This window comes from Photobacterium sp. 1_MG-2023 (genome assembly GCF_030547945.1).
In the GTDB taxonomy this organism is placed as follows: domain Bacteria; phylum Pseudomonadota; class Gammaproteobacteria; order Enterobacterales; family Vibrionaceae; genus Photobacterium.
In genome coordinates this window covers 64,809-90,849 of the sequence record NZ_JAUORR010000002.1, presented here as the reverse complement: position 1 = coordinate 90,849, position 26,041 = coordinate 64,809, and the positions used below count along the sequence as shown (strand labels likewise).

25 protein-coding genes are annotated in these 26,041 nt (G+C 52.6%); 18 read left to right on the top strand and 7 right to left on the bottom strand.

Annotated elements, in window-relative coordinates; genetic code table 11:
• Nucleotides 1–244 precede the first annotated feature (244 nt).
• Entirely contained in the window at nt 245–1,012 is a 768-nt protein-coding gene (udp, locus tag Q4579_RS02205; protein ID WP_303561285.1) for a uridine phosphorylase, read from the top strand.
• 57 nt (nt 1,013–1,069) lie between these two features.
• Here udp and Q4579_RS02200 read toward each other — a convergent pair whose 3' ends face one another.
• Nucleotides 1,070–2,236: a DUF1887 family CARF protein gene (locus Q4579_RS02200; RefSeq protein ID WP_211645759.1), complete on the bottom strand. Its 1,167-nt coding sequence runs from the start codon at nt 2,234–2,236 to the stop codon at nt 1,070–1,072.
• Nucleotides 2,237–2,546: 310 nt separating this feature from the next.
• On the opposite strand from Q4579_RS02200, the gene treR reads away from it, so the two are divergent.
• The 3 genes from treR to treC all read left to right on the top strand — a co-directional run bounded on the left by treR (nt 2,547) and on the right by treC (nt 6,919).
• The gene (treR, locus tag Q4579_RS02195; RefSeq protein ID WP_303561282.1) at nt 2,547–3,497 is read left to right on the top strand and encodes a trehalose operon repressor TreR; all 951 of its coding nucleotides are present in this window, start codon (nt 2,547–2,549) and stop codon (nt 3,495–3,497) included.
• 256 nt (nt 3,498–3,753) lie between these two features.
• Complete coding sequence (gene treB, locus Q4579_RS02190; RefSeq protein ID WP_303561281.1) at nt 3,754–5,184, top strand: PTS trehalose transporter subunit IIBC; 1,431 nt, start codon at nt 3,754–3,756, stop codon at nt 5,182–5,184.
• A 49-nt stretch (nt 5,185–5,233) separates the two neighbouring features.
• Nucleotides 5,234–6,919 (top strand): alpha,alpha-phosphotrehalase, encoded by a 1,686-nt coding sequence (treC, locus tag Q4579_RS02185; protein ID WP_303561279.1) that lies wholly within the window; start codon nt 5,234–5,236, stop codon nt 6,917–6,919.
• A 72-nt stretch (nt 6,920–6,991) separates the two neighbouring features.
• Here treC and Q4579_RS02180 read toward each other — a convergent pair whose 3' ends face one another.
• Together Q4579_RS02180 and yccS are read right to left on the bottom strand one after the other, a co-directional pair.
• Nucleotides 6,992–7,630, bottom strand: a complete 639-nt coding sequence (locus Q4579_RS02180) for a LysE family translocator (protein ID WP_303561278.1) — start codon at nt 7,628–7,630, stop codon at nt 6,992–6,994.
• Between the two features lie 138 nt (nt 7,631–7,768).
• Entirely contained in the window at nt 7,769–9,949 is a 2,181-nt protein-coding gene (gene yccS, locus Q4579_RS02175) for a YccS family putative transporter (RefSeq protein WP_303561277.1), read from the bottom strand.
• A 156-nt stretch (nt 9,950–10,105) separates the two neighbouring features.
• On the opposite strand from yccS, the gene helD reads away from it, so the two are divergent.
• On the top strand, nt 10,106–12,190 hold the full coding sequence (gene helD / locus Q4579_RS02170) for a DNA helicase IV (protein WP_303561276.1): 2,085 nt from the start codon (nt 10,106–10,108) through the stop codon (nt 12,188–12,190).
• Between the two features lie 33 nt (nt 12,191–12,223).
• Here helD and Q4579_RS02165 read toward each other — a convergent pair whose 3' ends face one another.
• The 3 genes from Q4579_RS02165 to Q4579_RS02155 form a co-directional block, all read right to left on the bottom strand.
• Nucleotides 12,224–13,204, bottom strand: coding sequence for a zinc-binding dehydrogenase (locus Q4579_RS02165; RefSeq protein WP_303561275.1), 981 nt, complete (start codon nt 13,202–13,204; stop codon nt 12,224–12,226).
• A 227-nt stretch (nt 13,205–13,431) separates the two neighbouring features.
• The gene (locus Q4579_RS02160) at nt 13,432–13,890 is read right to left on the bottom strand and encodes a methylglyoxal synthase (RefSeq protein ID WP_303561274.1); all 459 of its coding nucleotides are present in this window, start codon (nt 13,888–13,890) and stop codon (nt 13,432–13,434) included.
• Between the two features lie 179 nt (nt 13,891–14,069).
• Nucleotides 14,070–14,924 (bottom strand): hypothetical protein, encoded by an 855-nt coding sequence (locus tag Q4579_RS02155; protein WP_211645750.1) that lies wholly within the window; start codon nt 14,922–14,924, stop codon nt 14,070–14,072.
• Between the two features lie 224 nt (nt 14,925–15,148).
• On the opposite strand from Q4579_RS02155, the gene Q4579_RS02150 reads away from it, so the two are divergent.
• Nucleotides 15,149–15,601, top strand: a complete 453-nt coding sequence (locus tag Q4579_RS02150) for an RNA-binding S4 domain-containing protein (protein WP_303561272.1) — start codon at nt 15,149–15,151, stop codon at nt 15,599–15,601.
• Between the two features lie 103 nt (nt 15,602–15,704).
• Here the strand turns inward: Q4579_RS02150 and mobB are convergent, their stop codons facing one another.
• Nucleotides 15,705–16,223: a molybdopterin-guanine dinucleotide biosynthesis protein B gene (gene mobB, locus Q4579_RS02145; protein WP_303561696.1), complete on the bottom strand. Its 519-nt coding sequence runs from the start codon at nt 16,221–16,223 to the stop codon at nt 15,705–15,707.
• A gap of 123 nt (nt 16,224–16,346) precedes the next feature.
• Between mobB and Q4579_RS02140 the strand changes: the two genes are divergently transcribed.
• The 12 genes from Q4579_RS02140 to Q4579_RS02085 all read left to right on the top strand — a co-directional run bounded on the left by Q4579_RS02140 (nt 16,347) and on the right by Q4579_RS02085 (nt 25,802).
• Complete coding sequence (locus tag Q4579_RS02140; protein WP_303561270.1) at nt 16,347–16,856, top strand: O-acetyl-ADP-ribose deacetylase; 510 nt, start codon at nt 16,347–16,349, stop codon at nt 16,854–16,856.
• A gap of 268 nt (nt 16,857–17,124) precedes the next feature.
• Nucleotides 17,125–17,619, top strand: coding sequence for a hypothetical protein (locus Q4579_RS02135; protein WP_303561268.1), 495 nt, complete (start codon nt 17,125–17,127; stop codon nt 17,617–17,619).
• 75 nt (nt 17,620–17,694) lie between these two features.
• The gene (locus tag Q4579_RS02130) at nt 17,695–18,822 is read left to right on the top strand and encodes an endonuclease/exonuclease/phosphatase family protein (protein WP_368501951.1); all 1,128 of its coding nucleotides are present in this window, start codon (nt 17,695–17,697) and stop codon (nt 18,820–18,822) included.
• A gap of 8 nt (nt 18,823–18,830) precedes the next feature.
• Nucleotides 18,831–19,439 carry an alpha-ketoglutarate-dependent dioxygenase AlkB gene (locus tag Q4579_RS02125; protein ID WP_303561266.1) on the top strand — a complete coding sequence of 203 codons (609 nt, stop codon included), beginning with the start codon at nt 18,831–18,833 and terminating at the stop codon, nt 19,437–19,439.
• A gap of 127 nt (nt 19,440–19,566) precedes the next feature.
• Nucleotides 19,567–20,691 (top strand): DUF3541 domain-containing protein, encoded by a 1,125-nt coding sequence (locus tag Q4579_RS02120; RefSeq protein ID WP_303561264.1) that lies wholly within the window; start codon nt 19,567–19,569, stop codon nt 20,689–20,691.
• Nucleotides 20,692–20,772: 81 nt separating this feature from the next.
• Nucleotides 20,773–21,372: a DUF2238 domain-containing protein gene (locus Q4579_RS02115; protein WP_303561262.1), complete on the top strand. Its 600-nt coding sequence runs from the start codon at nt 20,773–20,775 to the stop codon at nt 21,370–21,372.
• Nucleotides 21,373–21,456: 84 nt separating this feature from the next.
• On the top strand, nt 21,457–21,921 hold the full coding sequence (locus tag Q4579_RS02110) for a GNAT family N-acetyltransferase (RefSeq protein ID WP_303561260.1): 465 nt from the start codon (nt 21,457–21,459) through the stop codon (nt 21,919–21,921).
• A 12-nt stretch (nt 21,922–21,933) separates the two neighbouring features.
• Entirely contained in the window at nt 21,934–22,752 is an 819-nt protein-coding gene (locus Q4579_RS02105; RefSeq protein WP_303561258.1) for a nucleotidyltransferase domain-containing protein, read from the top strand.
• 72 nt (nt 22,753–22,824) lie between these two features.
• A complete protein-coding gene (locus Q4579_RS02100) occupies nt 22,825–23,325 on the top strand; it encodes a GNAT family N-acetyltransferase (protein WP_303561256.1) in 501 nt (166 codons plus the stop codon).
• 142 nt (nt 23,326–23,467) lie between these two features.
• Entirely contained in the window at nt 23,468–24,253 is a 786-nt protein-coding gene (locus Q4579_RS02095; RefSeq protein ID WP_303561255.1) for a GNAT family N-acetyltransferase, read from the top strand.
• 110 nt (nt 24,254–24,363) lie between these two features.
• Nucleotides 24,364–24,666 carry a membrane protein insertion efficiency factor YidD gene (yidD, locus tag Q4579_RS02090; protein ID WP_303561253.1) on the top strand — a complete coding sequence of 101 codons (303 nt, stop codon included), beginning with the start codon at nt 24,364–24,366 and terminating at the stop codon, nt 24,664–24,666.
• A 119-nt stretch (nt 24,667–24,785) separates the two neighbouring features.
• The gene (locus tag Q4579_RS02085) at nt 24,786–25,802 is read left to right on the top strand and encodes an acyltransferase (RefSeq protein WP_303561252.1); all 1,017 of its coding nucleotides are present in this window, start codon (nt 24,786–24,788) and stop codon (nt 25,800–25,802) included.
• The last annotated feature ends 239 nt before the right edge of the window (nt 25,803–26,041 follow it).

Genomic DNA, 26,041 nt, shown 5'->3' with positions numbered 1-26,041 from the left:
TTTCTGTTCCGGGCTCAGATTTGAGGGATGTCGGGTGAAACTTGATTCACTATTTCATTATTAATGTGATCTATGATCTCTTTTGCGATTTGAGTTACATTGGGCTGTCATATTGTTGTGATCACCATCAATAATATCCCGGTGGTGATCCGCTATGGTTAGCGGGTATTCGAGAGTTCAAGTTGTTGAATAAGATCCCATAATAGGCCGCCAGAAAGCAGGCCACACAATGAAGGATAGAATTATGTCTGAGAACGCTGTTTTCCATCTGGGTGTTACCAAATCTGATCTTCAGGGCGCGGAAATTGCCATTATTCCGGGTGATCCGGCGCGTGTTGAGAAAATTGCCAATCTGATGGATGAGCCAGAGTTTCTGAACAGTGCCCGTGAGTACACGCTGTACCGTGCGAAACTGGACGGTAAATCTGTTGTTGTGTGTTCAACTGGTATCGGTGGCCCGTCCACGTCAATTGCAGTGGAAGAACTGGCACAGCTTGGCGTGCACACTTTCCTGCGTGTTGGCACCACGGGTGCGATTCAGCCGAACATCAATGTGGGTGACATGATCGTGACGACTGGTTCTGTGCGTCTGGATGGTGCCAGCCTGCACTTTGCGCCAATGGAATTCCCGGCTGTTGCTGATTTTGAGGTAGCGACAGCAATGAAAGAAGCCTGTGACGCAGAAGATACTGATGTTCACACCGGTGTAACGGCGTCCAGCGATACCTTCTATCCGGGTCAGGAGCGTTACGACACATTCTCTGGCCGTGTGGTCCGCCGTTTTCAGGGCTCAATGCAGGAATGGCAGGATATGGGTGTCCTGAACTTTGAAATGGAATCTGCAACCTTGCTGACCATGTGTGCAAGCTCTGGTCTGCGTGCTGGTTGTGTGGCAGGTGTGATTATTAACCGGACTCAGAAAGAAACCCCGGATCACACAACGCTGAAAGAAACGGAAGCTCGCGCAATTCGTGTGGTAGTGGATGCGGCACGCCGGATGCTGAACAAGTAACTGGTTTGCCAAAAAACCGATGCTGAGTTGCATCGGTTTTTTTGGCTGAGTCTGGCTTTACAGCATGCGATTGGCTTGTCCGCCAGCGGCTTTGAACCAGGTATGGAGATGTTGTTCCAGATCGCCTAATTGCTCGGGTCCAATAATCGCCAGTCCCAGATCTTCGGCCCGAACCAGATCGTGATGGCGCAGCGGACGGAAGCTGACCAGCATCGCGCGAGCCTGCAGGCCGCCGAGTAAATCTCTCAGGGATTCAAGTTTGTAGAGCGTGTCATCGCCGTCATCCCGCATCCCTTTGGTTTTACATTCAATGATGTGCAGCTTGTTATTGACGACAGTCGCCACATCCAGCTCATTGCGGACTTCGCGATCACCAATCTGACGATACACCTGAACACCCAGAGAGTGATCCTGAATGGTCGGCAGTTTGCTCTGAATCGCACGGACGGTACTGTGAACCAGGTTTTCTAACCATTCACCGTTGGCAAAGCGTCTTGCTTCTTCGTGCTTGAACGTCAGAATGCCATTGTCGTAAGCGGCGAGTCCGGTGTCCTGTAAGTCGTGAATCAACAGGCCTAGTTCTTTGTAGCCTTGCTGCTTTTCACTCAGTTCAACATCCAGTTTCTGTTCTTTACGGCAGGTGGTGGCCAGATAATTCAGCGTCGCCAGACCAGGCCCCAGTTCCAGTGCAGCACTGGCCCAGCGTTGTCCTAAATCCCACAATTGCTGATTGAGCGCTTCCGGGACAGTGGTTTCCGGCAGTTCAGCGCGTGCACCGAAAATGGTGAGATAGTCGGTGAGCTGAATCCGGTCTTCCACCTGCTGCTGCTCACGATCGGCCGGGTAGAGCCAGCACATTTCGTCACTGTAGGGCTCGATGACATAAATCGGCCACTGATAACTGCGGAATACTTCATAGGCCGAGAGTAAACGGTGTCGCAGGCCGCAGCTGGCGTTGAACCATACGTCCTGACCTTTTTCTTTCAGGCGTGTTGCGAGTTCGTTGAGCCGGCGGCGCAGCGTCGTGATATTGATAGAGTCTGGGATTGTGAAAAATTCGGTCTCAATATCCCTGGGCGTCAGGATGGAACTGAGCCGGACATAAGTTTCCTGCTGTGATTCCGTCCCAATAAAAATCATCCGGCTGGCCGGAACGCCATGGTCTAAAAGCGGGGTGATCAACCGGACCGGGTCCTGATCAATAATGCCAACATGAGTAATCATAATTATCCTTAGTGCTTCGGCTGATACCACAGCAGTGACGGGCAACGGCTTTTCAGCAGGTATCAGAAGACGCTTGTGTCTGTTTTTTTATATGGGTACGTTGAAAACTTATTTCAAGCACTTTAAAAAAGTATCGGATAAATCAGGAATTTTTGTCGGCTGATTGTCAATTTGCTGCATTTTTTATGTAAGCAGCATGATTTGAGAAAGGCATTGCAATTGTGGGGCAGACAGAGAAAATAAGGCGTTTCGCGGCCGGATCGACTGGCCCACGAAGACGAATGACGTCTGCGACATGATTGAGAGCCCTATGACACAAAAGCTGACTATTTTAGATATTGCGAAGCTCGCCGGTGTTGGCAAGTCGACCGTTTCCCGAGTGCTGACGCAAGATCCCCGCGTAAAACCAGCCACTCGGGAAAAAGTCGAGCAAGTGATTCGCGAATCTGGTTATGTGCCGTCGAAATCCGCGCAGTCGATGCGTGGTGGCAGCAGTAAAGTCATGGGGATTATTGTGTCACGTCTGGATTCCCCGTCCGAGAATAAAGCCATTCGTGGCATTCTCGAGGTCATCTACGGAGCGGGCTACGATGCGGTGATCATGGAAAGCCAGTTCTCTGCCGAAAAAACACGCGAGCACCTTGCCGTGCTGGAAAAACGTAACGTCGATGGCGTGATTGTGTTTGGATTCTCCGGTTTTGAAGACAAACTGCTGGACCGATTTTCACAGCGGGCTGTTGTGATTGCCGTCGATACTCAGGCGGTGTCTTCGGTTAGTTATGACAATGAAGGCATGATTCAGCTGGCAATGGCGCAACTGACGGAAAAAGGGCTGACTGCCATCAGTTACATTGGTGTAGACCCGTCAGACCGGACGACGGGCAGACTGCGTCTGGACGCTTATTTGGCGGCCTGCCGGAAACATCGGTTGTCTGCGGTGTATCAGACGGGTGAGCTGAGTTATGACAGCGCCTATGCTTTAACGGACAAAGTCCTGAAAGAAGAAACGCAGGCGATAGTCTGTGCCAGTGACACCCTGGCCATGGGCGTCGCGAAACGCCTGCAGGAGTTACAGCGGACAGAAGTGACGGTCTCCGGCGTAGGGGCGACCGATCTGCTCAGTTTTATGTTCCCGAATACCTTCAGTATTGATCCCGGTTATTTTGAAGCCGGAGAACATGCTGCCCGGTTGTTACTGCAGCACTTACAGCACAATGCTGCGATCACGCATTTGATACAGCACGCCAGTTATCCGGCCTGACCCCTTTTATCGCAAACTTTCCTGTCCTGACGGGCGTGTTGAAAGTTGTTTTTGACACGTCTGTGAGCACGTTCGTGAACGTGACTCAGGTTTCATGACTATTCTTGAACTGACGATCGTTCGTGAGTTATACCACATTTTGGGAACATTCCCATTTCAAGTCACTGTCGATAGGTTCATCATGAACAAAACAGGAGTGGGAATGTTCCCATTTTAGAGAGATAAAAACACCCTGTACCTACAGACGGATAATGGCATGAATAAAATTGACCCACAGCAAGTCGCACAACTTGTCACCCACATTGGGGGAGAGACAAATATCGTCAGTGTCAGCCACTGCCTGACACGGCTACGTTTTGTATTACAAGACCCGAAACAGGCGGATGTGGCCGCGCTGGAAGCGATTCCCATGGTGAAAGGCTGCTTCACCAATGCGGGACAGTTTCAGGTCGTGATCGGCACTGAAGTTGATCAGGTTTACAAGCAACTGAACAACCGGTTAGGCGAAAAGACGGTCAGTAAGGATGAAGCGAAAGTGGCAGCCCGGCAGAATATGAGCTTGCTGGAGCGCGGTATTTCCCATTTGGCAGAAATTTTTGTACCGCTGCTACCTGCCATTATTACCGGGGGGCTGATTCTGGGCTTCCGGAATGTGATTGGCGATATTGCCCTGTTTGATGGCAAAACCCTCACGCAAACCAGTCAGTTCTGGGCTCAGGTCCACGCGTTCCTGTGGCTGATTGGTGAAGCGATTTTCTTCTTCCTGCCGGTCGGGGTGTGCTGGTCAACGGTGAAAAAGCTCGGCGGCACACCGATCCTGGGGATTGTGCTTGGGATAACGCTGGTCTCGCCTCAGTTGATGAACGCGTATCTGATCGGCAAACAGGTGCCGGAAGTCTGGGATTTCGGCTGGTTTGTGATCGAAAAAGTTGGTTATCAGGCACAGGTGATTCCGGCCATGCTGGCGGGGATCGCACTGGCATTCATCGAAACCCGTCTCAAGCGTATCATTCCGGATTACCTCTATCTGGTGGTGGTGCCTTTTATTTCACTGATTACCGCGGTCGTGTTGGCGCATGCGCTAATTGGCCCGTTTGGCCGGATGCTGGGCGATGGCGTCGCTTATGTTGCGAAAGCCGCGATGACGGGTGATTTTGCGATTCTGGGCGCCGTATTGTTTGGTTTCCTTTACGCACCCCTGGTGATTACCGGGATTCATCACACCACCAACGCAGTGGATCTACAACTGATGCAGGACATGGGCGGCACCCCAATCTGGCCGCTGATTGCTTTGTCGAATATTGCACAGGCCTCCGCCGTGGTCGGGATTATCCTGATCAGCAAAAAAGAGAATGAGCGTGAAATTTCAGTGCCTGCGGCCATCTCGGCTTATCTTGGTGTGACGGAACCGGCCATGTATGGCATCAACCTGAAGTATAAATTCCCGATGCTGTGTGCCATGACTGGCTCAGCACTGGCGGCTGCCATTTGTGGTGGTGCCGGTGTGATGGCGAACGGGATTGGCGTCGGGGGGCTGCCGGGTATTCTTTCGATTCAGCCGCAGTACTGGCTGATTTATCTGCTGGCAATGCTGGTGGCAATCGTGGTGCCACTGGTGCTGACCTTGGTGATGTACAAACGCGCTGCCGCCAAAGGGCAACTGAATTCACAACCACAAACAGTATAAACGTCGTCTCACGGCAGCCCGACTGCCGTTTTTCCAAAGGCTAGGCACGATGAAACAAACGGAACAACCCTGGTGGCGTACGGCCACCATTTATCAGATTTATCCGAAAAGTTTTGCCGACAGCGGCAATCAGGGCACCGGAGATATCAAGGGTATCATTCAGCGGCTGCCATATCTGCAGACACTCGGCATTGATGCAATCTGGCTGACGCCCGTCTATGCCTCGCCGATGATCGATAACGGCTATGATATTTCGGACTATTACAGTATCAATCCTGATTTTGGCACCATGGCCGACTTTGATCGCTTACTGGATGCTGCGCGACAGCGGGGAATCCGGATCATCATGGATATTGTGGTCAACCATACCTCGACCGAACATGCATGGTTCCAGCAGGCGTTATCGGATAAAAACAGCCCGTACCGGGATTACTACATCTGGCAGGATGCGGTCGATGGCCGCGAGCCCAACAACTGGCAGTCAAAGTTTGGCGGCAATGCCTGGGAATGGCATGAAGCCACACAGCAGTATTACCTGCATCTGTTTGCTAAAGAGCAGGCGGATCTGAACTGGGAAAATCCGGCAGTACGTGAAGAAGTCAAGCAGGTGATTCGTTTCTGGGCGGAGAAAGGGGTGGATGGATTCCGGCTGGATGTCATCAACCTGATTTCTAAACAGCAGGACTTTCCCGATGACAATCAGGGCGATGGCCGCCGTTTTTATACCGATGGCCCCAGAGTGCATGAATTTCTGCAGGAAATCAGTGCGGAAGTTTTTCAGAAATATGGCTCGGTGACGGTGGGCGAAATGTCTTCCACTACACTGGAACATTGCCAGCAATATTCTGCCCGAGACGGCCGGGAGCTGTCGATGGTATTCAACTTTCATCACCTGAAAGTGGATTATCCGAACGGTGAAAAATGGCAACTGGCGCCGATGGATTTTCTCGCCCTGAAGGCGTTGTTCAGCCACTGGCAGCAGGGCCTGCATGTGCAGGGCTGGGGCGCTCTGTTCTGGTGTAATCATGATCAGCCACGCGTGGTCAGTCGCTTTGGCGATGATGGGGTCTATCGGGATTTGTCCGCTAAAATGCTCGCCACCTCGCTGCATCTGATGCAGGGCACGCCGTATATTTATCAGGGGGAAGAGCTCGGGATGACGAACCCAGGTTTTACTGAGATTTCGCAGTACCGGGATGTCGAAAGCCTGAACATGTACCGGATTCTGACCGAAACACAGGGCATGTCTTCGCAGCAGGCGCTGGCGATTCTGGTACAGCGATCACGGGATAACTCCCGCACACCCATGCAATGGGACAACAGTGCCTATGCCGGATTTACTGCGGGCGTGCCGTGGATTGATGTGGCTGAGAACTACCCGCAGATCAATGCGGCGCAGGCGCTGGCGGATGATCAGTCGGTGTTTCACTATTACCGCCAGTTGATCGCGATGCGAAAACAACTCGGGGTGATAGTGGACGGCGATTATACGGACTTGCTGCCAGCGGATCCGGCGCTGCATGTCTACCGTCGGCAAACACAGCACCAGACGCTGATTTGTCTGAACAACTACAGTGCCGAGCCGGCTGAATTTTCGCTCCAAGCATTGTCTTCGCTGGATCTCAGTCTGGGGCAGGTGGTGTTGTCGAATTATGATGATGAAACCGCGTTACAGCCGGTTGCGACGGGCTGTTTGCGGCCCTATGAAAGCCGGGTCTGGCTGTTCGGACACTGAGGGCAGAGGCGGAGCAGGAAAGCGGATGATGAATGAAAAATGCCTCCAGAATGTGGCGGCATTTGTTCAGGTTCAGACTTGCGGCAACTGAGACGCCAGCAGCCAGACTGCAAGCAGAATGAAGATGCAGCCCATAAACCGGTTCTGATTGGCCCGGAACTTCTGATTTTTCAGCAGAGGCTGGCCCAGAGTACCGGCCAGCAACACCAGCAACAGGTTAAACGCCAGACCCATCACATTGAGCAACAGGCCCAGTGCCAGCATTTGTTCGCCGGAACTGGCTGCAATCTGGCTCGAAACAAACTGCGGCAGAAAGAGCACGAAGAAAATCAGCGCTTTCGGGTTGAGCAGGTTACTGAAGACTGCCCGGCGGTAGAGCAGACGTGCCAGACCCTGCCGGGCTGCCACGGTCGGCGATTCTGCGGGCTGACTGCGCAGACAGTCCCAGCCCATTTTCAGCAGGTAAAGACCGCCCAGATAACGCAGGGCTTCCAGAGCCATCGGGTTCATGGCAATCAGTGCCGAAACACCCATGGCCGCCAGCACAGTCAGAATCAGCCCTGAAGTGGCATTGCCTAAACTGGCAAACAGTCCCACGCGTTTGCCATAGCTCAGGCTGGAACTGGCAATTAAAAGCATATCCGGCCCTGGCACAAGCAGCAGGGCAACAACCGCAGTCAGATACAGCGGCAGCGTCGCGAAATCAATCATGATGATGTGTCGAATGAATGGGGTCGAAGAAAGGGCTGGATTTTATACCACCACAGGCATTTTTGCAGAGAAATTATGCCTGTGATGGTTTGATTGGCTGTTTTTTTATCACTTCATGGATAATGTTACTGATTCGGTTCAGCTGGCAGGCGCAGCTGCCTGTTGGGTTCTCGCCACCAGTTTGTTCGCCAGTGAATGCAGCTCCGGCAACATACACTGAATCAGATACAGCTGCTGCAGGATCAATCGAACCGACTGATCCTGCCCTTCCCGCCAGGTGGCCAGCGCCTGTGCCAGACTACTGTCGGATTCCGGCGGCGGCCCGCATTGTTTACTGCTGAGCTGGTTGGCCAGTGCTTCCAGTTGCAGGTGGATCTGACTGTGCGCCTGTGCGATCAGTTTATGCGTTTTATGCTCATCTAACTGAGTGCGGTGCGCGCCGAGTGTTGAAATGTAATTCAGCATGGCGTGATTCAGGGTCAGAAAACGGAAGCATTCCTCAATGGCAAGACGGTAGCGGCCCGGCTCAGACAGCATGTTACTGATCGCGGTGCTGAGTTGCGCGTCGGTATTGTGGGCTTCGCGACGGGCGATCCGGTAGCTGAGACTGTCTTTTTTTCCGATACGGTATTGTCCGATAATCTGCGCCAGATAATCCCGGTTGGTGGTGACCGCCGTAGCCATAATTTTATGCAGCCGTCGCGACTGCCAGTCGGGCAGGATGAAGGACACCGCGAACACCGCCAGCACACAGCCGATCAGGGTGTCTGCCAGCCGTGGTAATACGACGGCAAATCCGGCACCTAACTGACTGAAACAGAACAGCACGAACAGGGTGATAAAGCCGGTTGCCAGCGCATATTGCTGGTTTCGGAGGATAAAAAATGCAATCCCTGCCAGCACCATCAACACCAGTTGGCCTTCCTGCCCCGGGAACAGATACAGCAGCGGCAAGCCGATCAGCAATCCGCCCAGCGTACCCAGAATACGTTGTGTCAGTTTTTTGCGGGTGGCGCTGTAATTGGGCTGGCAGACAAACAGGGTCGTCAGCAAAATCCAGAATCCCAGTTTCAGATCCAACAGATGAATCACCCCATAACCGATCGTCAGCGCTGTCGCGATCCGAATGGCATGACGAAATAACTGGCTGTCGGTGTGCATCTGGTTTTTCAGGCGTTGCCAGAGTCCGGGCAGGGTATGGGCTTCTGAATCTGCCAGCTCAGTATCTTCCGGCGCATCGGAAGCATCCGGGTTGTTCAGATTCGCCAGCTGGCGTTCAACAGTGGCCAGATTACTGAACAGATAATCGAGTTGAGTCAGATAAGCACGCCATGCCGGATTGTGCCGGGATTTCAGATAATCCAGCGACTCTTTCAGTTCATCCAGTGCCAGACGATTCTCCAGACTGTGGCGGTAAACATGCCCCATAGCGAGACACTGACCCACCTGCCGGCAGGCGCTGGCTTGCTGCTTCAGCAGATCCTGGAAGCGAAACAGAATATCACTGCGACGAAACGCACGGGCTAAATCCTGATACCGCTGATGGGAGGAACTGACACGCTCATGAATGTCCTGCGCATGAAAATACAGGCTGAGATAGCGGTGTCCGCGCTGGTTGGGCTGAACGCGCTTGGCCCGGTTCAGCAGCGTCATTTTGGACAGATTCAGGGCAGCAACGACTCTGGCATTACTGTTGGCGGCCTGAATCCGGAGCTGCTGGGGCTCCAGATTTTCGACCGGACGAAACCAGTAACTTTTGTCGTCCAGATAATCGGCCAGCGCATCGAAAACATTCGCCAGCCCCTGCTGAAGCGCCTGATTTGGCCAGAAGATTTGCCATAACAGAGCCAGAAGTCCGTAGCCTGCTGCGCCGGACAGTAACAGGGTGGGCTGATACCATAAATTCTGACTGTTCTCGGCACCGAGCATGGTGTAGATCGCCAGCAGCAGCGACGCAAAAGCAATGCTGGCGTAGCGGGTGCCCATGGCGCCCAGCATGATGAAGGCAAAACTGGATGAAAACAGCCCGATGGCAAACAGAACCGGATAATCGAACAACAACTCGACAGACAGCGATGCGATCAGAAAGCACAGCAGCGTCATGATCAGCGCTTTGATTTTTCCGGTCAGATTGTCGTCGGTTTCGGCCAGCGCCGAGGCGATAATGCCTAAAACCAGTGGCGTGACGGCTGTCGTTGCATTGAGATACCAGCAGGGCACAACCGCACCCACCAGTGCAATGGCAACCCGGGCACTGTGATGGACACGTTCTTTAGCCCAAAAACGACGAAAAGTAGACTGTAAAGCGAGTTTTATCATGAGTCATCCGCCAGCGCTGTATCCAGTCTGGAAGTTTGCCGGAGACAGCGGATATTTTTGTCTCAAATTTTACGTAAATAAGGTGCTTACCGCTATGGTCAGTGTACAGTTCTTGATAATCTTCTTGCTGAGAGAAGTAAGGTGTCAGGAAACAGAATGCGATTAACAGCCAACTGGCTTGCACAATGGTTAGTGCAGGGCGATTTTTGCAGCATTGCGCTGGATGAAGAAGAAGTCCGACTGGAAAGTCTGACCCATCAGGAAGTGGTGTCCTTCGATGACTGGGATGGCTCCGTCACTTTGCACCGTGGTGTGATGTGGGGGGCGATGGAGCTGATGTCCGCCGACCAGACCGACAGCTGGACGATTCACGGCTTGCCCTGGGCTGAATGCAAATATTTTGCCGAGCACCTGGTGAATGCGTACCGTGAGTGGGCGCAGGGTCGGGTGGAAAAACTCGATCAGCATTTACCCCAGATGCTGACGCAAATTGAAAACTTCACGACGCAGCACCATTACAAACGCCGTTCTCAGTACCTGAATCTACAGCATGCCCTGCATCATGCTCTGCAAGACACCGGACTGACTGATGAGCTTGCCGCCTCATTCCGGCCGCTGGCCTTTGAGCAAATCTCGCCCTGGCTGACCGATAACCGGGAATGGGTGGCGGCGACAAACCAGCAATGGATTGAGGAAGAAACCGGGAAATGGGCTTCCTGGTTTGACCGTTTCGAATCGTCACCACTCAACGCTTCTCAGCGCCAGGCGGTACTGCTCAATGAAGATCATAACCTGATTCTGGCGGGGGCCGGATCCGGTAAAACCAGCGTGCTGATGGCCAGAGCCGGTTACCTGCTGGCCAGCCAGCAGGCTGATCCTGAAGATATACTGTTGCTGGCTTTTGGCCGCAAAGCTGCGGAAGAAATGAGTGAGCGGCTGGCTGAAAAAATCGGAAAGCCTGTTCGTGTGGCCACGTTTCACAGCCTGGGATGCCAGATCATTCAGGCTGTTGAAGGATCTCTGCCTGCGGTTTCGCCCCTGGTGCTGGATGACGCCGCCCGGCATGAATGGCTGTCGGCCATGCTGAAAGATCAATGGCAGCAGGAAGCTTCTGCCAAGCGCTGGCAAAAGCACCTGACACAATGGCGGATTCCCGGATTTCGCGGGGATAACTCGATGGAAGAACAGGCCCGCAGTGAACCCTTACTGAACTGGGTCTGGCGGCATATTGAGCTGATCAGCCAGCATGGCGGGAATAAATCAGTGTTGTCCGCGCTGGTGGACAGCGATTTAGGCAATACGGACAAAGCGCAGATGAAAAGTGAGCTGGCTTTGTTATGGCCGTGCTACAAAACTTACAGTCAGTATCTGAAAGCCAACCGCCAGATTGATTTCAATTCAATGATTCAGACGGCGACCGACTACATTCAGCAAGGCAAATTTACGCCGCCCTGGCGCTTTGTGATGGTGGATGAATATCAGGATATTTCCCCGCACCGGCTGAGCCTGATTGAAGCGATTTGCAAGCCGCACGGCGACCAGACTCTGGCTCCTTCGCTCTATGCCGTTGGGGATGACTGGCAGGCGATTTACCGGTTTGCCGGGGCTGATGTGAATCTGACCACGGGTTTTGAATCGCGATTCGGCGCCAGTCAGGTGATGGAGCTGGACACCACCTACCGGTTCAACAATATGATCGGTGAGGTGGCGAACCTGTTTATTCAGCAAAACCCGCAGCAACTGAAAAAATCGCTGAAAAGCTTCAGGAAACAGAAGCGAAAAGCGGTGACGCTGCTGGCGCAGGACTTGCTGGAACAGGAACTGGTCCAGTTGGCATCCAAAGTGAAACAAGAGGCCCAAGTGCTGCTGCTGGGGCGGAATCACGACCAGAAGCCGGAGAAACTGGCCGACTGGCAGGCGCAATGGCCGCAGCTCAACCTGCAGTTTATGACTTGCCATGCCAGCAAAGGGCGTGAAGCCGATTTTGTCTTCATTCTGAATGTGAACCGGGGTGTATTCCCGGCGCTGGACCGGGATCGCGGGCTGCTGGCCTGCCTGCAGTCCGGCGGCAATGACGGCATTGCTGATGCCGAAGAGCGTCGCCTGTTCTATGTGGCGATGACCCGGGCAAAAGAGCAGGTTTGGATTTGTGCAAACCCGGAGACTCTGTCTCCTTTCGTGAATGAGCTGATTGAAGACCGTTATCCCGTTTTCAATAAAATCAAAAAAGTCAGCCGCTGAGCCGGGAAGTGTCTCCCTGCGGTTTCGGCTGCCTCAGTCGTCCAGCACCACGACCAGTTTGCCGCTGTGCTTCTGGTCGTGCAGCATCTGCAGACCCTGCTTCAGATCCGCAAAGGGGATCAGTTGATTCAGCATGGGGTCGAGTTTTCCTTCCGCCACCAGATTGCTCAGGTTATTGCCCATGTCGGCCAGATGATGAATATCTTCGGGCGCGCCGTGGGCATAGGTTGCGTGCAGCGCGACTTCATGCATGCTGATGGCTTTCGTCGTTGCTAGCAAGGGCACCTGGTTGAACTGATCCGCAACCATGACAATTTGTCCGTTGTAGCGGATCAGGGCGCTCATCACACTGCCGGATCGGGCCGAGACACAGTCAATGACAGCGTGCAGAAGCCTGTCTTCGGTCAGTTCAATGATTTTCATCGCGACATTGTCTTCGGTATCAATCACCGCATCCACGCCATAACTGAGTAATCGGGCATGGTGCTGTTGCGCCGCAATGGCATAAACGGTTGCGCCTGCCAGTTTGGCGAGCTGTGCGGCGAATCCGCCCACACCGCCGCCAGCCCCGGTAATGGCGATGCGCTGGCCTGCCGCCAGACGCAATTTGTCGTACACCGCCAGCCAGGCGCTGTATCCGGCTGAAGGGATTGCTGCGGCCTGTTCAAAGCTGACTTCAGCGGGAAGGCGGCTCAGGGCATCGGTTTTACTGCAGACGTATTCGGCAAAGCCACCGCACTGGCGGGGATCAAGAAAGGTAAAAACCCGGTCGCCCGGTTTGTATTGACGGACCTGCGCCCCGACCGTTTCAATGGTGCCAGCGATGTCCATCCCAACGATTTGCGGATAGTCCCAGGTGGCGTAACCCCAGCTGGCCAGTTTATAGTCGATGGGGTTGAGTCCGGCGGCAGCGACCTGAATCAGAACCTCATCGGGTGCGGGTTTCGGCCGTGAACGGCGTGTGAGTTGCAGGCTGTTCAGGCCATCTGGTTCAGTCAGAGTCCATGCTTTCATAAACCACCATGCAGGTAAGAAGTTGTTTTCGCGGTGAATTGCTGAGATCAACAATTTCTAAGCATATACCTAAAATTTCGGATTTGCCGGGTCTGAGGCGGCTTCAGACGTTTTTTGTCATCTGCAAACAGAGATAGCAAATCAGCGGTTTGGGTGGCTTTGGCGCGATGGAGAGCGAAGATGACGGCCGAGATCCAGGCCGCCATACTGTGCTTTGTACGGGGTGTTCAGGTCAGACGTTCTGCGAGATATGCTTCATAGTCCGGAATCTCGATGGAGACTGCTTTGTCCATCATGGACGATTCAATCATAAAATTGGCGCTGGCCCGGTTGGTGGCCACCGGGACGTTCCACACCGCAGCAATGCGCAGCAGCGCTTTGACATCCGGGTCGTGCGGCACAGCGTTCAGGGGATCCCAGAAGAAAATCATCATATCGATCTTTCCTTCACAGATCAGCGCACCTAATTGCTGGTCTCCACCCATCGGGCCACTGAGCAGGCAGTTCACCGGAAGCCCGGTTTGTTTGGTAAGCAGATGACCTGTCGTGCCTGTTGCATACAGGGTGTGCTTTGAGAGCTTTCCTTTATGCTCTTCAACCCAGCGCTGAAGGTGGCTTTTGCAGTTATCGTGTGCGACCAGCGCAATGTGTTTCTGGGCCTGCATTTGTCGGGTGGTTGCTTGCATGACTTACTCCGTTGGATCCTTATCAACGCGTAAGATACTAAGCGCGCTGTCATTAGGTTGTCCAGTGAATATCCCGGACAGGCAGGCTGGTGTGCCAGAAGCATGAAGGACGTTGTAAAAATGCCTTCAGACCTTGCCATTCTCAACGGATGCTGGGTGCAGTCTGAAGGCGGTTTGACTCATTCGTGGTGGTAAGTGATTAATTGATCAAAGCGTTCATGGCCGTGCAGGGTTTCGAAATCCTGCTCTTCCCGGGCCAGTTCCCGCAGGAAGGCGCTGCCCAGAATCGCTTGTTCCAGATCGGAAACCGCCTGATCTTCTGCGCCCAGGCAGGCATAAGCACAGGCCCGCTGATACAAGGCATTGGCGTTGGTGTTATCCACTTCCAGCACCCGGTTACAGATACTCAGTGCCCAGTGGAATTCACGAATTTCCATGGCAGCATCCGCTTTGTGGGTCAGAGCTTCCAGATCGCCGGGACGCAGTTTCAGGATTTCATCATAGACTTCCATTTTCTGCTCTGCCGTTTGTGAGCTTTGCGCCCGCAGCCAGAGGTTGTGCACCTCATTGATAATTTCAATCTCTTTGTTGTTCTGCGCAATAATCCGGGTTTTCCGTTTCAGATCCCGTTCAAGCACCTGGAATTTTTTCTCGTATTGTTCGGTGATTTCCTGCAACTGCTGGTCGGCCATTTTCTTGGTATTGACTTTGATTTCCTTCAGCGACTGCCAGCCGACGAGCGCAATCAGGGAGGCGGCTCCGGCAATCAGGTAAAAGAAGTAAGTCACGGTCACATTGGCGTAGTTCAGGGATTTGTCTGCCACGGCGAGTTCACGGTCGGTAAAAGAAATCGTGAGTCGTCTTTCCAGATCCTGCTGGTCTTGCCGGAGCGATTTCAGTTCGTCCAGAATATACCGTTCCATGAGTGGCTTATCTAACGCCGCTTGCTCTGAATAAGGCAACGACTCCTCCTGAGCCAGCGCTGGCAGCGCAAAAAGAAGGCAGAATACAGCGGCATACAAGCATTTGAGCATGATTTTTTTCCTTGTCACTTGGCACGGGCATGAAGCATGTCACAAGCATAACGGATTGAGATCGTTATCTCTAATCGGGGGCTCAAAACCAAGATATTGTCTGTGTTTTGCATGCGGATGAATCCATTCTGTCGGATCCCGTGCCGTGACGCCGGAATCTTACCCGGTCCTGCGGCAGAGAGTGGTATACTCACGGCATTGACCGTCGAAACAGGCAGAACATTGTGAGTCAGGATCAGGAAATTGAAGTGGAAGCGCTGGGCATTGAAGTGTCGGCGCACCCGATTGAGTTGTATAAAGTGCTGAAAATTGCCAATGCCGTCGGTGGCGGTGGTGAAGCCAAAATGGCCATTGCGGAAGGCTATGTGGCCGTGAATGGTGAACTGGAACAGCGCAAGCGCCGCAAGGTTTACGATGGCGATGTGATTGAGTTTAACGGTGAATTCTATCTGGTGATTTGTGATCAGCCTGTGACGGAAACCGTCAGCAAGCCTGCTGCGGAGAAGCCGAAAACAGAGAAACCGAAAGCCGATAAGCCGGCACACAAACGACCTGCCAAATCGTCTGGCAGCAAACCGGCGAAAAAAAGCAGCAAACAGAAATCCGGCAACCGGCCATCCGCGAGCATCGGGAAAGACTCCGATCAGCAAACCGGCCGCAAACGCCTGATGTTCTGATAGACCCGCTTCGTCTGCCTTGATGCGCTGGCTGACCCCCTCTGTAAAAGCGGACGAACGCATGCCCGGCCTCTCAGGTGCCGGGCATCCCAAATGAACACCTTCAGTTATTCTCTTCCCGAATTCTTTTCAACACAAACGCCGCTACCAGCTTCGGCTGATTCAGGTCCAGAACGGGTAACGGGTGTGTTGTGCCCGGTTCACTGGTGGCAATGGCGACGATGTGCTCATCCTGCGGATAGAGCAGGGGCTTGCCATAGTCCGGACGGTGAATTTCAATTTTTGCAATCGGCTGATCGCGAAATCCTTCCACCAGAATAAGATCCAGCTTGCGGTGATCCAGTTGCTGCAAACACTGCTGCAGATCCGGTTCCCGGGGTTCGGATGCAGGATATTCAAAAAACAGAATATGACGGTGTGGCGTTGCCAGCAACAGCTGGTCGCTGCCTGCATGGCGCAGACGGTAACTGTCTTTGCCCGGTGTATCCGGTTCCACATCGTGGTGGCTGTGTTTCAGGAGTCCGACCCGCAGACCCTGCTGTTTCAGATACGGAATGACTTGTTCAATCAGCGTGGTTTTTCCCGACCCGCTGAATCCGGCAAAGCCGAGGATTGGAGGCATCATAAAGCTCGCTTTGATCTGTTTTGAATGCGACGCACTAAAATAACATGATAGCCAGTCATGACACAGGCGCTTTCTGAGTCGGTTCAGCTTCTCTTGTGTCAGATCAAACCGGAGGCAAACATGGCAGATTTGTTGGTGTGGCAAGGAGATATCACCACGTTATCGGTGGATGCAATTGTGAACGCGGCGAATCACACGTTGCTTGGCGGGGGCGGGGTGGATGGGGCAATCCACAAAGCGGCCGGGCCGCAATTACTGTCAGCCTGTCGTCGTCTGAACGGATGTCAGACCGGAGAAGCGAAAATTACACCGGGATATCAGTTGCCGGCAAAATGGGTTATCCATACGGTCGGGCCAATCTGGCAGGGAGGCGACCACCACGAAGCACAACGCCTGGCCGATTGTTATCGCCATAGTCTGATGCAGGCTGAAGAAGTGGGCGTACGGACGATTGCTTTTCCGGGCATCAGCACAGGCGTGTACGGTTTTCCCAAGCAGCAGGCAGCTGAAATTGCAATTGCTACCGTACGCCAGTTCCTTGAAGCACAGGCGCTGCCGGAGAAAGTGTATTTCGTTTGTTTCAGTGATTCGGAGACTGACATTTATCAGCGGCTGCTCAAGATGAATTAAATTGTATCAATCCTGCGTCAAGCAAATGAAATTGCGGGTAAAGCGCCAAGCTGGGTCTAAAGTTAATCAGGTAAGTTGTATTGCGAAACAATCAGGCGCAGTGCGGTATTTTGGATTCGTTCTCAGGAGCGGGAGCGGCAGGAGCCAGAATACCTGAAGTACTGAAGGCAGTGTCCGTACCGGTATATCTGCATGCGTTGCGTGCCGATCAGGATGGAACCGAACGTGACCGGTGGATGGACCTAAAATATGCATCAGGGAGAGTGCAATGTGGGCAACACTCGATTTTGAAGCGTCAGGATTATCTGACCAGTCTTATCCTATCGAAGTCGGCTATATTCTGCCCGATGGCAGTGGTCGCAGTATCTTGATCAATCCGCTGACTGCCGGGGATGTCTGGCAGTTCTGGGATAATTATGCCGAGCAGAAAATCCACCAGATCTCTCGTTCAGAGCTTGAACAGCATGGGATGCAGGTTCTGGAAGTTTGTCAGCATCTGAACAGTGTGCTGGGGCAGCTTGACTATGTTTTTTGCGACAGCCAGTGGGATCTGTTCTGGCTGGGGCGACTGTACCATGCCGCACACATGCGGCCTTCCTTCAGACTGACGGAAGTGGGTTTATGGTTGCAGCAGGAAAATGGCATCGACCGCGCCTCTTTTCAGCGTGCGCTGGAAGAGTTGGGCCCCTCCAGACATCGGGCAATGCATGATGCCCGGCAGATTCATCTGGCCATCAGCAGTTTGGTGAAAATTCCCGGTTAGTGGCTGCTGGAGACTGGGTTCAACTCCGCGTACAATCTGAACAGGCCTTTCATTTCAGTTTGTTGGGAGTTTGTTGTGCCATCACCAACCTTACGCATCGGCGTTTTTAATGTCGCGATGTCGGATCCGGTGCCCGGCCGGATCCGGGAAAAACTTGCGGAACCAGGCCACCCCAGATTTTCCCGCATTGCGGCAATGATTCAGCGCATTCAGCCGGATGTACTGTTGCTGTGCGAATTTGATCATCCCGGAGAGGGAGGCGACGATGGTAGCCTGAACGACTTCTGCCGCTATTATCTGGCCGAGCCGCAACACGGGCAGGTTGCTATCGATTATCCCTACCGTTACTGTCCGCCATCGAACACCGGCTTACCCAGTCCTGTCGATTTAGACGGCGACGGGAAACTCACGCTGCCGCAAGATGCGCAGGGCTTTGGGTTTCATCACGGCCATTTTAGTTTTGTGGTGCTCTCCAGATACCCGCTGATTGAATCGGATATCCGAAGCTGGCAGCAGTTTCTCTGGCAGGAGATGCCGGAACATCTGATGCCAGAAGATTATTACTGCCCGGAAGCAGCGCAGGCACTCCGGCTGTCCTCGAAAAACCACGTGCTGATCCCGGTTCAGGTTGGTTCGCAGCGGTTCAATCTGCTCTGCGCGCATCCGACACCGCCGGTATTTGACGGCCCCGAACGGCGCAATGCACGCCGGAATCATGATGAGTTACGGTTGCTGACAGACATCATCGGAAATGAAGCGTATCTGACCGACGATCAGGGCCGGACTGGGGGGATTTTGCCTGATGAAGCCTTTGTGCTCATGGGCGATCTGAATGCTGATATGCACGATGGCGAAGGTATGGCGCTGGCATTACGCCATCTGCTGTATCATCACCGGATTCATCGTGTCGTCAGCGAGGGAAAACTGACCCCGAAAAGCCTTGGCGGCCGATTTTTCCGGCCCTGGAAATTGCGCCGGGGCCGAAGTGCGGAATGGACACATTTAGGCGGCCTGAGACTGGACTATGTATTGCCTTCCTCTGACTTCGACATCATGAACAGCGGGGTCTTCTGGCCCGATAAAAAAGATCCGCTTCGTCGGCTGGTGGCCGGGCAAGATGGCAGAGAGCGTGCCGAAGTCAGTTCGGATCATCGTCTGGTCTGGGTGGATGTCCGATTACCCGCTCAGCCGTCCGGTCTGTGAGCAGCGTGATGAATCTGGATTTGTTTGCACCCGAGTCAGAGCCGGGGGAATGGCTGGACATTCGGGGCGGCCGTCTGTTCTGGGCGCCTCATTTCTTTCAGGCCAATGAAGCCAATCAATATTTTTCGGTCCTCCGGCAAACGCTGGACTGGCAACAGGAAGCCATCACCCTGTACGGCAAATCAGTTCTGCAGCCGCGTTTACAATGCTGGTGCGGAGAAGCGCAATACACCTATTCCGGGTTAACGATGCAGCCGAATCCCTGGACGCCGGTGCTGTTGGCCATCAAAGCGGCCTGTGAAAGGGTCGCGCAATCCCGCTTTAACTCGGTTCTGGCCAATTTGTATCGCGATGGTCAGGACAGCATGGGCTGGCATCAGGATAACGAGCCTGAGCTGGGACCGGCCCCGGTGATTGCTTCAGTCAGTTTGGGCGAAACCCGACGGTTTTTGCTGAAACATGGCAAGACATCAGAAAAAATTGAGTTTCAGCTCGGCCATGGCTCACTGTTGATCATGGCGGGCGACACCCAGTCCAACTGGATTCACAGTATTCCGAAAACACAGCAGCGGTGCAACGAAAGGATGAACCTGACCTACCGCTGGATTCAGGAATAAACGGGGCACCCGGTGGTTCAACCGCAGTTGTTTCTGTGTATTCAATGACATCAAACTGACTTTACTGCAATCAGTCACTGCTATGATGTTCGCATTGAAATGGATGTGAGGCTTGAAAAGGATCGTGATGAAGACACTTCGTTTTGCTGCCGTATATATATTGATTGCTCTGTTGTCGCTGCCCGCCTGGTCGGCAGTCCAGATTTACCCCAAACCTGCACCCGCAGCGGAACAACAGCAAGAATTACCCACTTATGCTGAAGATGCGGCACGCATCCGGCAGACGTATGAATCCCAGTTGTATAAACTCCCTGCTTTTAAAATGGGCCATTACGGGTTGCGGATGTACCGGCAAACCTTAGATCCCAAATATCAGAGTGCTGTGTGGGCCGATATGGCCCGGGTGGCCGACCGGTTAAACGAAGTCAGTGATGCCATTTATACCCCGGCTCAGATCAACGCGTATTCTGAAGCACGCGCGGCAAGATACAGTCAGAAATCAGGTGCACGCAGTGAACTGCGCTATCTGGCAACCCAGGCACATCCGGAATATTACTTTCTGGGGGTCGACTTACTGGGGTCGATGGCCAGAGCGAATGAGTACGGGCTGAAGCACAAAGATGACCACAAACTGCGTGACATTTTCCGACGCTATGATTTTTCCCGTTACGCGACCGATCCGGCAATGATTCGTGCCTGGGCGGCACAGCTCGCGAATCAGGTTTACTGGCTCCGACAGCTGGGCGAGCAGGATGTGGTTGATCCGTTTATCCGTGCATTTCGGGCGACCTATCCGGACGCTCTGGACAGCCAGCTCAATGAACAGCAGTACATGAATAAAATTTATGGCATGACCCATATTCTTTTTGCGGCCTCTGCTTATTATCAGTTTCAGCTTAAAGAAAGCGATTTCCAGTGGATTTATGATTATTTCCGCAACAATATCGACACGATTCTGACGCATACCAAAGAAGATGTGATCGCCGAAGTGGGGATCAGCTTTCTGCTGGCAGGAAAGACAGCGGATCCTGTGGTGGAGAAAACCCGGCAGGCCATTCAGAAATCCATCAATCGTGACGCGGGGATGGTGCCCTCAGAGCAGGGAGAGACGGAACTTTACGACGGCGAACACCGAAATACACTGGCGATTATGCTGCTTGACTGGCGCAGTGTGAACGCCGCCCCTGTTTACCCCAAACATCGTTCGATGTTCACCAACCTGCCATACGGACTGATACCTCAGTCGCCATAAGAACCTGAGTGCACGGTGTTCATTCTTGTGATACCGTGCACCCTTCCTTGAAAAACACGCAAACAGGTTAAAAGCAGCACAATGAAATTGATTTGGCTGGCAGTTTTCGCCACGGTCTTTCTCTGGTCGGCCTTTGAGCCGAAGGATACATTCACCTGGTTTCTGGAAGTCCTGCCTGCGTTGATCGGGCTGGTGCTGATCGTCTTCACCTACAAGTCTTTCCCGCTGACGCCATTATTGTACGCTCTGATTCTGCTGCACTGTATTGTGCTCATGGTGGGCGGCCATTACACCTATGCGGAAGTACCCCTGTTCGACAATCTTTTCGGTGCCGCCCGGAATAATTACGACAAAGTCGGCCATTTCTTTCAGGGCTTTGTGCCTGCCATTCTGGCGCGGGAAATTTTAATCCGGAAACACATCGTCAATGGTCGTATTTGGGTTGGCGTGATCGCCGTATCGATTTGCCTGGCATTCAGCGCATTCTATGAATTGATTGAGTGGTGGGTGGCGCTGGCAACCGGCGAAAATGCTGAAGCCTTTTTAGGCACACAGGGATATGAATGGGACACCCAGTCTGACATGGGCTTCGCCTTATTGGGGGCCTTGAGTGCCATCTTCCTGATGACTCGCTGGCATGACAGTCAGCTTGAGGGATTGCTGACAAAAGGGGCAGCGTAAGCCTGCCCGGTATTTCAGGTTGAGCCGGGCGCAATTGTGATGCTGCCAGCACGACAGAACATTATCTTCAGAAGGAGAAGTGACATGAAGATCAGGCAAGCTGAAGTGAAAGATGCAGCTTCCATCAGTGCTTTGATTCTGCCAGCACTGACTCAGCATGTGTTACCGACCATCGCACCCGAAGCGCGTGACATGCTGCAGGGGACAATGACGGCAGACTGTATCAAAACTTATCTTCAAACCGGTCATCGTTACCACGTTGCTGAATCGGCTCAGGGCGAACTGGTGGGCGTGATTGGGATGAGAGACAACGTCCATCTGCTGCATCTGTTTATCCATGATGCGCATCATGGAATGGGTATATCCCGTCAACTCTGGGAAACGGCTAAAGCTGAATGTCTGCGACATGGGAATCATGGAAAATTCACCGTCAATGCTGCCCTGAATGCCGAAAAAGTGTACCTCGCCTTTGGATTTCAACGTGTTGAAGGCATTCGAAACCGCTATGGGATGCTGGATATACCCATGGTGCTGGAATATGCGGTATAGAGGCAGGCATGGATGGCAGAGATAACACCTGAACGCGGGCTGGATTCACAGGGATTTGTCGGTCATCCGGTGTGCCTTTCTAAGGTCAGTGCAGATTTTTTACCCGTCCTGAATGAGACGATTGCCCGATTGTCGTCTGATTTTGCCTCGCAAATTCACTCTATTTATTTGTACGGCAGCGTGGGACGAGGTGAGGCGCAATGGGGTGTCTCCGATCTGGATTTAAGTCTCATCACGCATCAGCCGTTGTCGGGCGAGCACCGTGCGGCATTGAACACACTGGCCGACAGCATTTGCCCTCAGCATCCTTCAATTTCTAAACTCGAGTTCGATCTGGGTACTTACGATGAGGCGATGGTGCATAATGCCTTTGAATGGCAGTTTTGGCTGAAACATTTGTGCACATGCGTGTGGGGAGCGGACTTACGGCCGCAGATCGCTCCTTATCGGCCTTCATTGCAAATCGGGCTGGCAATGAATCAGGATCTTCAGCAGCGCTTGTGCCAAGCCCTTGAGCAGATCAAATCGGGTTCTTCATCTGCTGTCGGGAAATCAGTGGCGAAAAAAATTCTGCGCACGCACTACGCCCTGTATTGCGAACGTGATCAGAGCTTTTATCACGATCTGAATGCAATCGCAGCTGTCCTGCTGAGATACGATCCGGCATTCAAATCAGCCATTGCTCAGGCAGTGCGTCTTGCACGAGGGGAAGTCTCAGATTGTGCAGTGGTTCAGGAAATGATTCAGGGATACGGTCAGACGATTGCTGATCGGCTGCGCGTGCTACAAGCGGGTGGTGCAATTGTTACCCGACATCAATCTTCGCGATGACTCTCGGGTGCCAAGTGATTTGGGCGTTTTTTCAGCGTTCTTATCAGGAATGAATTGGAAATCAGAGAACATATGGAAATTTCATTGAATCAAATCTCAGGATCAGAGCGACCCGTTCTGGAGAATCTGTTTTCGTTCTACATGTACGAACTGTCGGCGTTTATTCCCCTGAAGCTCAATGCGCATGGGCACTATGTTGCGAATCCAAAGCACTTGGACCCATATTGGCAGGTGCCGGATCATACGCCATATTGGATTGTATGTGATGGCGAGCTGGCAGGTTTTGCTTTGGTCCGGAAATACCCTGATCATCCGGCTGTGTATGATATGGATCAGTTTTTTATTTTGCGGAAGTTTCATGGCAAGGGGATTGGAATGAGGGCTTTTCAGGCTCTGATATCGCGTCATCCGGGACAATGGCAAATACGGGTTCTTCAGGAAAATCACGCTGCACTGTCATTCTGGCGTAAGACGGTGACGCGTTTGGTTGGACAATCGTTTTCGTTGCGCCTTGAAACAGATGTTGATTTAGAGATGCATTTCTTTCGGTTTGAGCATTTTATCGAGGTGTGAAATCACTCAATGAGACAAAACAATTGAGTGAGTAGGAGTCCTGAATACGAGGCCCATTGACTGCTACAGTCTCCAGGGCTGATATTTTGACGTGTATTTTTATGAATTCGCAAATTGGAATGGATTTTTTTCAGGAGATTGAATGAACCCAACATTCAGTATGGAAACAGTCAACGCCGCTTACGTGGCATATTTTCGCTTCAATAACGCCAGAACTTTATCCACGGCAACACCCAGTCAACTCAATATCATTCAGGACGATGACCTGACGGCTTTTATCGATCCCACGCGGCGCTATGACAATCAAATCCTTATCACGCATGCAGATGCGGTGCTCGGTCTGGATGCGTTCCTGCCGCACTACCACGAATCAACACCGCCGGAGATTCATGTGGCGCCCTCGGCGGTGAATGAGGCGCTGTCGAAAACACTGATTGAAAAAGGGTATGTGCCTGCCTATGCGCATGAATTTTTAGCATTGGCGGCAGAGGCCTACCAGCCGGGTTCACAGGCGTCGGCAGTTCGGGTTGAAATGTGGGGGAATGATCAGGCAGATGAATTTCTGGCGCTGCTGAAAACATCGGGCCTGACGTGTGATGATGATATCTGGCAGGCCAAGCGCCATTTATATTGTTCTGAAACTTTCCGTTGTTATGTTGCCTATGTGGATGAAATCCCCTGTGCCTGGGCAACCACTTTCTTTGACGGCAAAACAGCAATTCTGGCGAACGCTTATACACAAGCGGCTTTCAGAAAGCAGGGATGTCAGACAGCGCTGCTGCATCAGCGGATTCAGGATGCGGTTGCGCAGGGCGCAAATCGATTGCTGACCGATGTGATGCCCGACAGTGCCAGCAGTAAAAACTGTAAAGCGGTGGGTTTCTCGACGCACACGATTCGGACAGTCTGGGAGAAAGCACTGTCCTGAGTAAACAGGCCGGAAAGACTTGAGATCAAGGTATTGTTTTTTATAGCAATACCTTGTGACCCTGCCTTGATTGTGGATACTGCAAAGATGTTCTGACCCGATAAAATGTCATGAAAATTCTCGCTATCCGCAGTATTCACTGGTACCAGAAATATTTATCGCCGCATAAAGGCTATCGGTGCGCACATGCCGCCTTTCATGGTGGACCCAGTTGCTCCCAGGCTGTGATTGAGATCATCGAAGCCAAATCTTATGCAGCCTTACCGGCTGCTGTACTTGGGCGATTCAAAGCCTGCCGGGCCGCATCTCAGCAGCTTCATCAGCAAAAACGAAAGCGACGCCGTCGGCAGGAACGCAATGATGAAGCTGAGTGTTGTTTTCTGATGATGCTGCCCTTCGATTTTCTGAATTAACAGCGCGACTGGGTTCACAGGCCAGATTCACGCTTCGATTTCTGTAAAATTCATCACAAAAAAATGCAACATCTATACTCAAGGTTATCAGGGAATGTGACTTTTTGAGTGTGTCGATCATGGCGTCAAAGCAACGGCTGACTGAACTGGATGCATTGCGCGGACTGGCCGCTTTGGCGGTCGTGCTCTATCACTATTTTTACCGATATGATGCGTTATACGGACATCCGGGGCTGGCGGTTGACTGGGCTTATGCGGGCCGGTTTGGTGTTCATCTGTTTTTTATCATCAGTGGTTTTGTCATTTTCTGGACGCTGAACCGGGTTGAGCGTCCGGTGGATTTCGTGATCTCGCGGGTGTCGCGTTTGTATCCCGTATACTGGTTTGCCGTGGCGCTGACTTATTGTGTGGTGTCTGTCATGGGGTTGCCGGGCAGGGAAGTTGACAGCGTTGCGGCGCTGGCCAATCTGCTGATGTTTCATCAGTGGTTTGGTATCCCCCATGTGGACGGGGTTTACTGGACGCTGACGGTTGAACTGATGTTCTATGTCTGGATGTTTGGCTTGTTTCTGTTCGGGTTACTGAAGCAGGCGGAACGGATCTTTATGGTCGTGATGGTGGCCGATGTTGTCGTGCGCCTCAGCGGCTCAGACATGCCACCTTTCCTGAATCAGTTGCTGATTCTGCCTTACCTGCCGATGTTTACCGCCGGGATCTGTTTTTACAACATCTGGCAGGGACTCCAAACGAACGCCGCTTACCGGACACTCCTGCTGTGCGCGGTGATTCTCGGAATTAATCACTCGGTAAGCCAGTTTGCGCTGATGCTGCTGATCATGCTGAGTTTCTGGCTGGCGGTGATTCGCGGCGCGCTGGGATTTCTGACCTGGCGTCCGCTGGTTTTTCTCGGCACGATTTCTTATTCGCTGTATCTGGTACACCAGAATCTGGGTTATGTCGTGATACAGCTGTTTTACGGGCAGGACTGGCCGGCAGTTGCCGGAATGATCACAGCGATGGTCCTCTCCCTGCTGATTGCTTCTCTGATGACTTACGGGATAGAACAGCCGGTGCTTCGCTGGGTCCGGCAACGGTATCCGCGACGCCCGTTTTCTCCGCAAACCTCTGAACGCTGAAACTTCAGCAACACGCCTGTGCCTTTCTTGTTTCTGCGCGCCGGTCGGCTCGCTTGTTCATATTCAGGGTGGCATATCCTCTTCATTGCATTTTGATGGTGTTGCTGTTGCCAGTGACATGGATTTGTTTGATCAATCCTTCAGTTTTTATGCACCGTGTTGTTGGAATCTGCCGGATGCTCTACACCTATCGTGGACATTGAAATTATTCACAAAGTGCATCAGCAGTCTGTGTAACA

What these genes read in the sequence shown, in the direction of transcription:
- udp (WP_303561285.1), top strand. Translation starts at nt 245, where the DNA reads ATGTCTGAGAACGCTGTTTTCCATCTGGGTGTTACCAAATCTGATCTT.
- Q4579_RS02200 (WP_211645759.1), bottom strand. Translation starts at nt 2,236, where the DNA reads ATGATTACTCATGTTGGCATTATTGATCAGGACCCGGTCCGGTTGATC.
- treR (WP_303561282.1), top strand. Translation starts at nt 2,547, where the DNA reads ATGACACAAAAGCTGACTATTTTAGATATTGCGAAGCTCGCCGGTGTT.
- treB (WP_303561281.1), top strand. Translation starts at nt 3,754, where the DNA reads ATGAATAAAATTGACCCACAGCAAGTCGCACAACTTGTCACCCACATT.
- treC (WP_303561279.1), top strand. Translation starts at nt 5,234, where the DNA reads ATGAAACAAACGGAACAACCCTGGTGGCGTACGGCCACCATTTATCAG.
- Q4579_RS02180 (WP_303561278.1), bottom strand. Translation starts at nt 7,630, where the DNA reads ATGATTGATTTCGCGACGCTGCCGCTGTATCTGACTGCGGTTGTTGCC.
- yccS (WP_303561277.1), bottom strand. Translation starts at nt 9,949, where the DNA reads ATGATAAAACTCGCTTTACAGTCTACTTTTCGTCGTTTTTGGGCTAAA.
- helD (WP_303561276.1), top strand. Translation starts at nt 10,106, where the DNA reads ATGCGATTAACAGCCAACTGGCTTGCACAATGGTTAGTGCAGGGCGAT.
- Q4579_RS02165 (WP_303561275.1), bottom strand. Translation starts at nt 13,204, where the DNA reads ATGAAAGCATGGACTCTGACTGAACCAGATGGCCTGAACAGCCTGCAA.
- Q4579_RS02160 (WP_303561274.1), bottom strand. Translation starts at nt 13,890, where the DNA reads ATGCAAGCAACCACCCGACAAATGCAGGCCCAGAAACACATTGCGCTG.
- Q4579_RS02155 (WP_211645750.1), bottom strand. Translation starts at nt 14,924, where the DNA reads ATGCTCAAATGCTTGTATGCCGCTGTATTCTGCCTTCTTTTTGCGCTG.
- mobB (WP_303561696.1), bottom strand. Translation starts at nt 16,223, where the DNA reads ATGCCTCCAATCCTCGGCTTTGCCGGATTCAGCGGGTCGGGAAAAACC.
- Q4579_RS02140 (WP_303561270.1), top strand. Translation starts at nt 16,347, where the DNA reads ATGGCAGATTTGTTGGTGTGGCAAGGAGATATCACCACGTTATCGGTG.
- Q4579_RS02135 (WP_303561268.1), top strand. Translation starts at nt 17,125, where the DNA reads ATGTGGGCAACACTCGATTTTGAAGCGTCAGGATTATCTGACCAGTCT.
- Q4579_RS02125 (WP_303561266.1), top strand. Translation starts at nt 18,831, where the DNA reads ATGAATCTGGATTTGTTTGCACCCGAGTCAGAGCCGGGGGAATGGCTG.
- Q4579_RS02120 (WP_303561264.1), top strand. Translation starts at nt 19,567, where the DNA reads ATGAAGACACTTCGTTTTGCTGCCGTATATATATTGATTGCTCTGTTG.
- Q4579_RS02115 (WP_303561262.1), top strand. Translation starts at nt 20,773, where the DNA reads ATGAAATTGATTTGGCTGGCAGTTTTCGCCACGGTCTTTCTCTGGTCG.
- Q4579_RS02110 (WP_303561260.1), top strand. Translation starts at nt 21,457, where the DNA reads ATGAAGATCAGGCAAGCTGAAGTGAAAGATGCAGCTTCCATCAGTGCT.
- Q4579_RS02105 (WP_303561258.1), top strand. Translation starts at nt 21,934, where the DNA reads ATGGCAGAGATAACACCTGAACGCGGGCTGGATTCACAGGGATTTGTC.
- Q4579_RS02100 (WP_303561256.1), top strand. Translation starts at nt 22,825, where the DNA reads ATGGAAATTTCATTGAATCAAATCTCAGGATCAGAGCGACCCGTTCTG.
- Q4579_RS02095 (WP_303561255.1), top strand. Translation starts at nt 23,468, where the DNA reads ATGAACCCAACATTCAGTATGGAAACAGTCAACGCCGCTTACGTGGCA.
- yidD (WP_303561253.1), top strand. Translation starts at nt 24,364, where the DNA reads ATGAAAATTCTCGCTATCCGCAGTATTCACTGGTACCAGAAATATTTA.
- Q4579_RS02085 (WP_303561252.1), top strand. Translation starts at nt 24,786, where the DNA reads ATGGCGTCAAAGCAACGGCTGACTGAACTGGATGCATTGCGCGGACTG.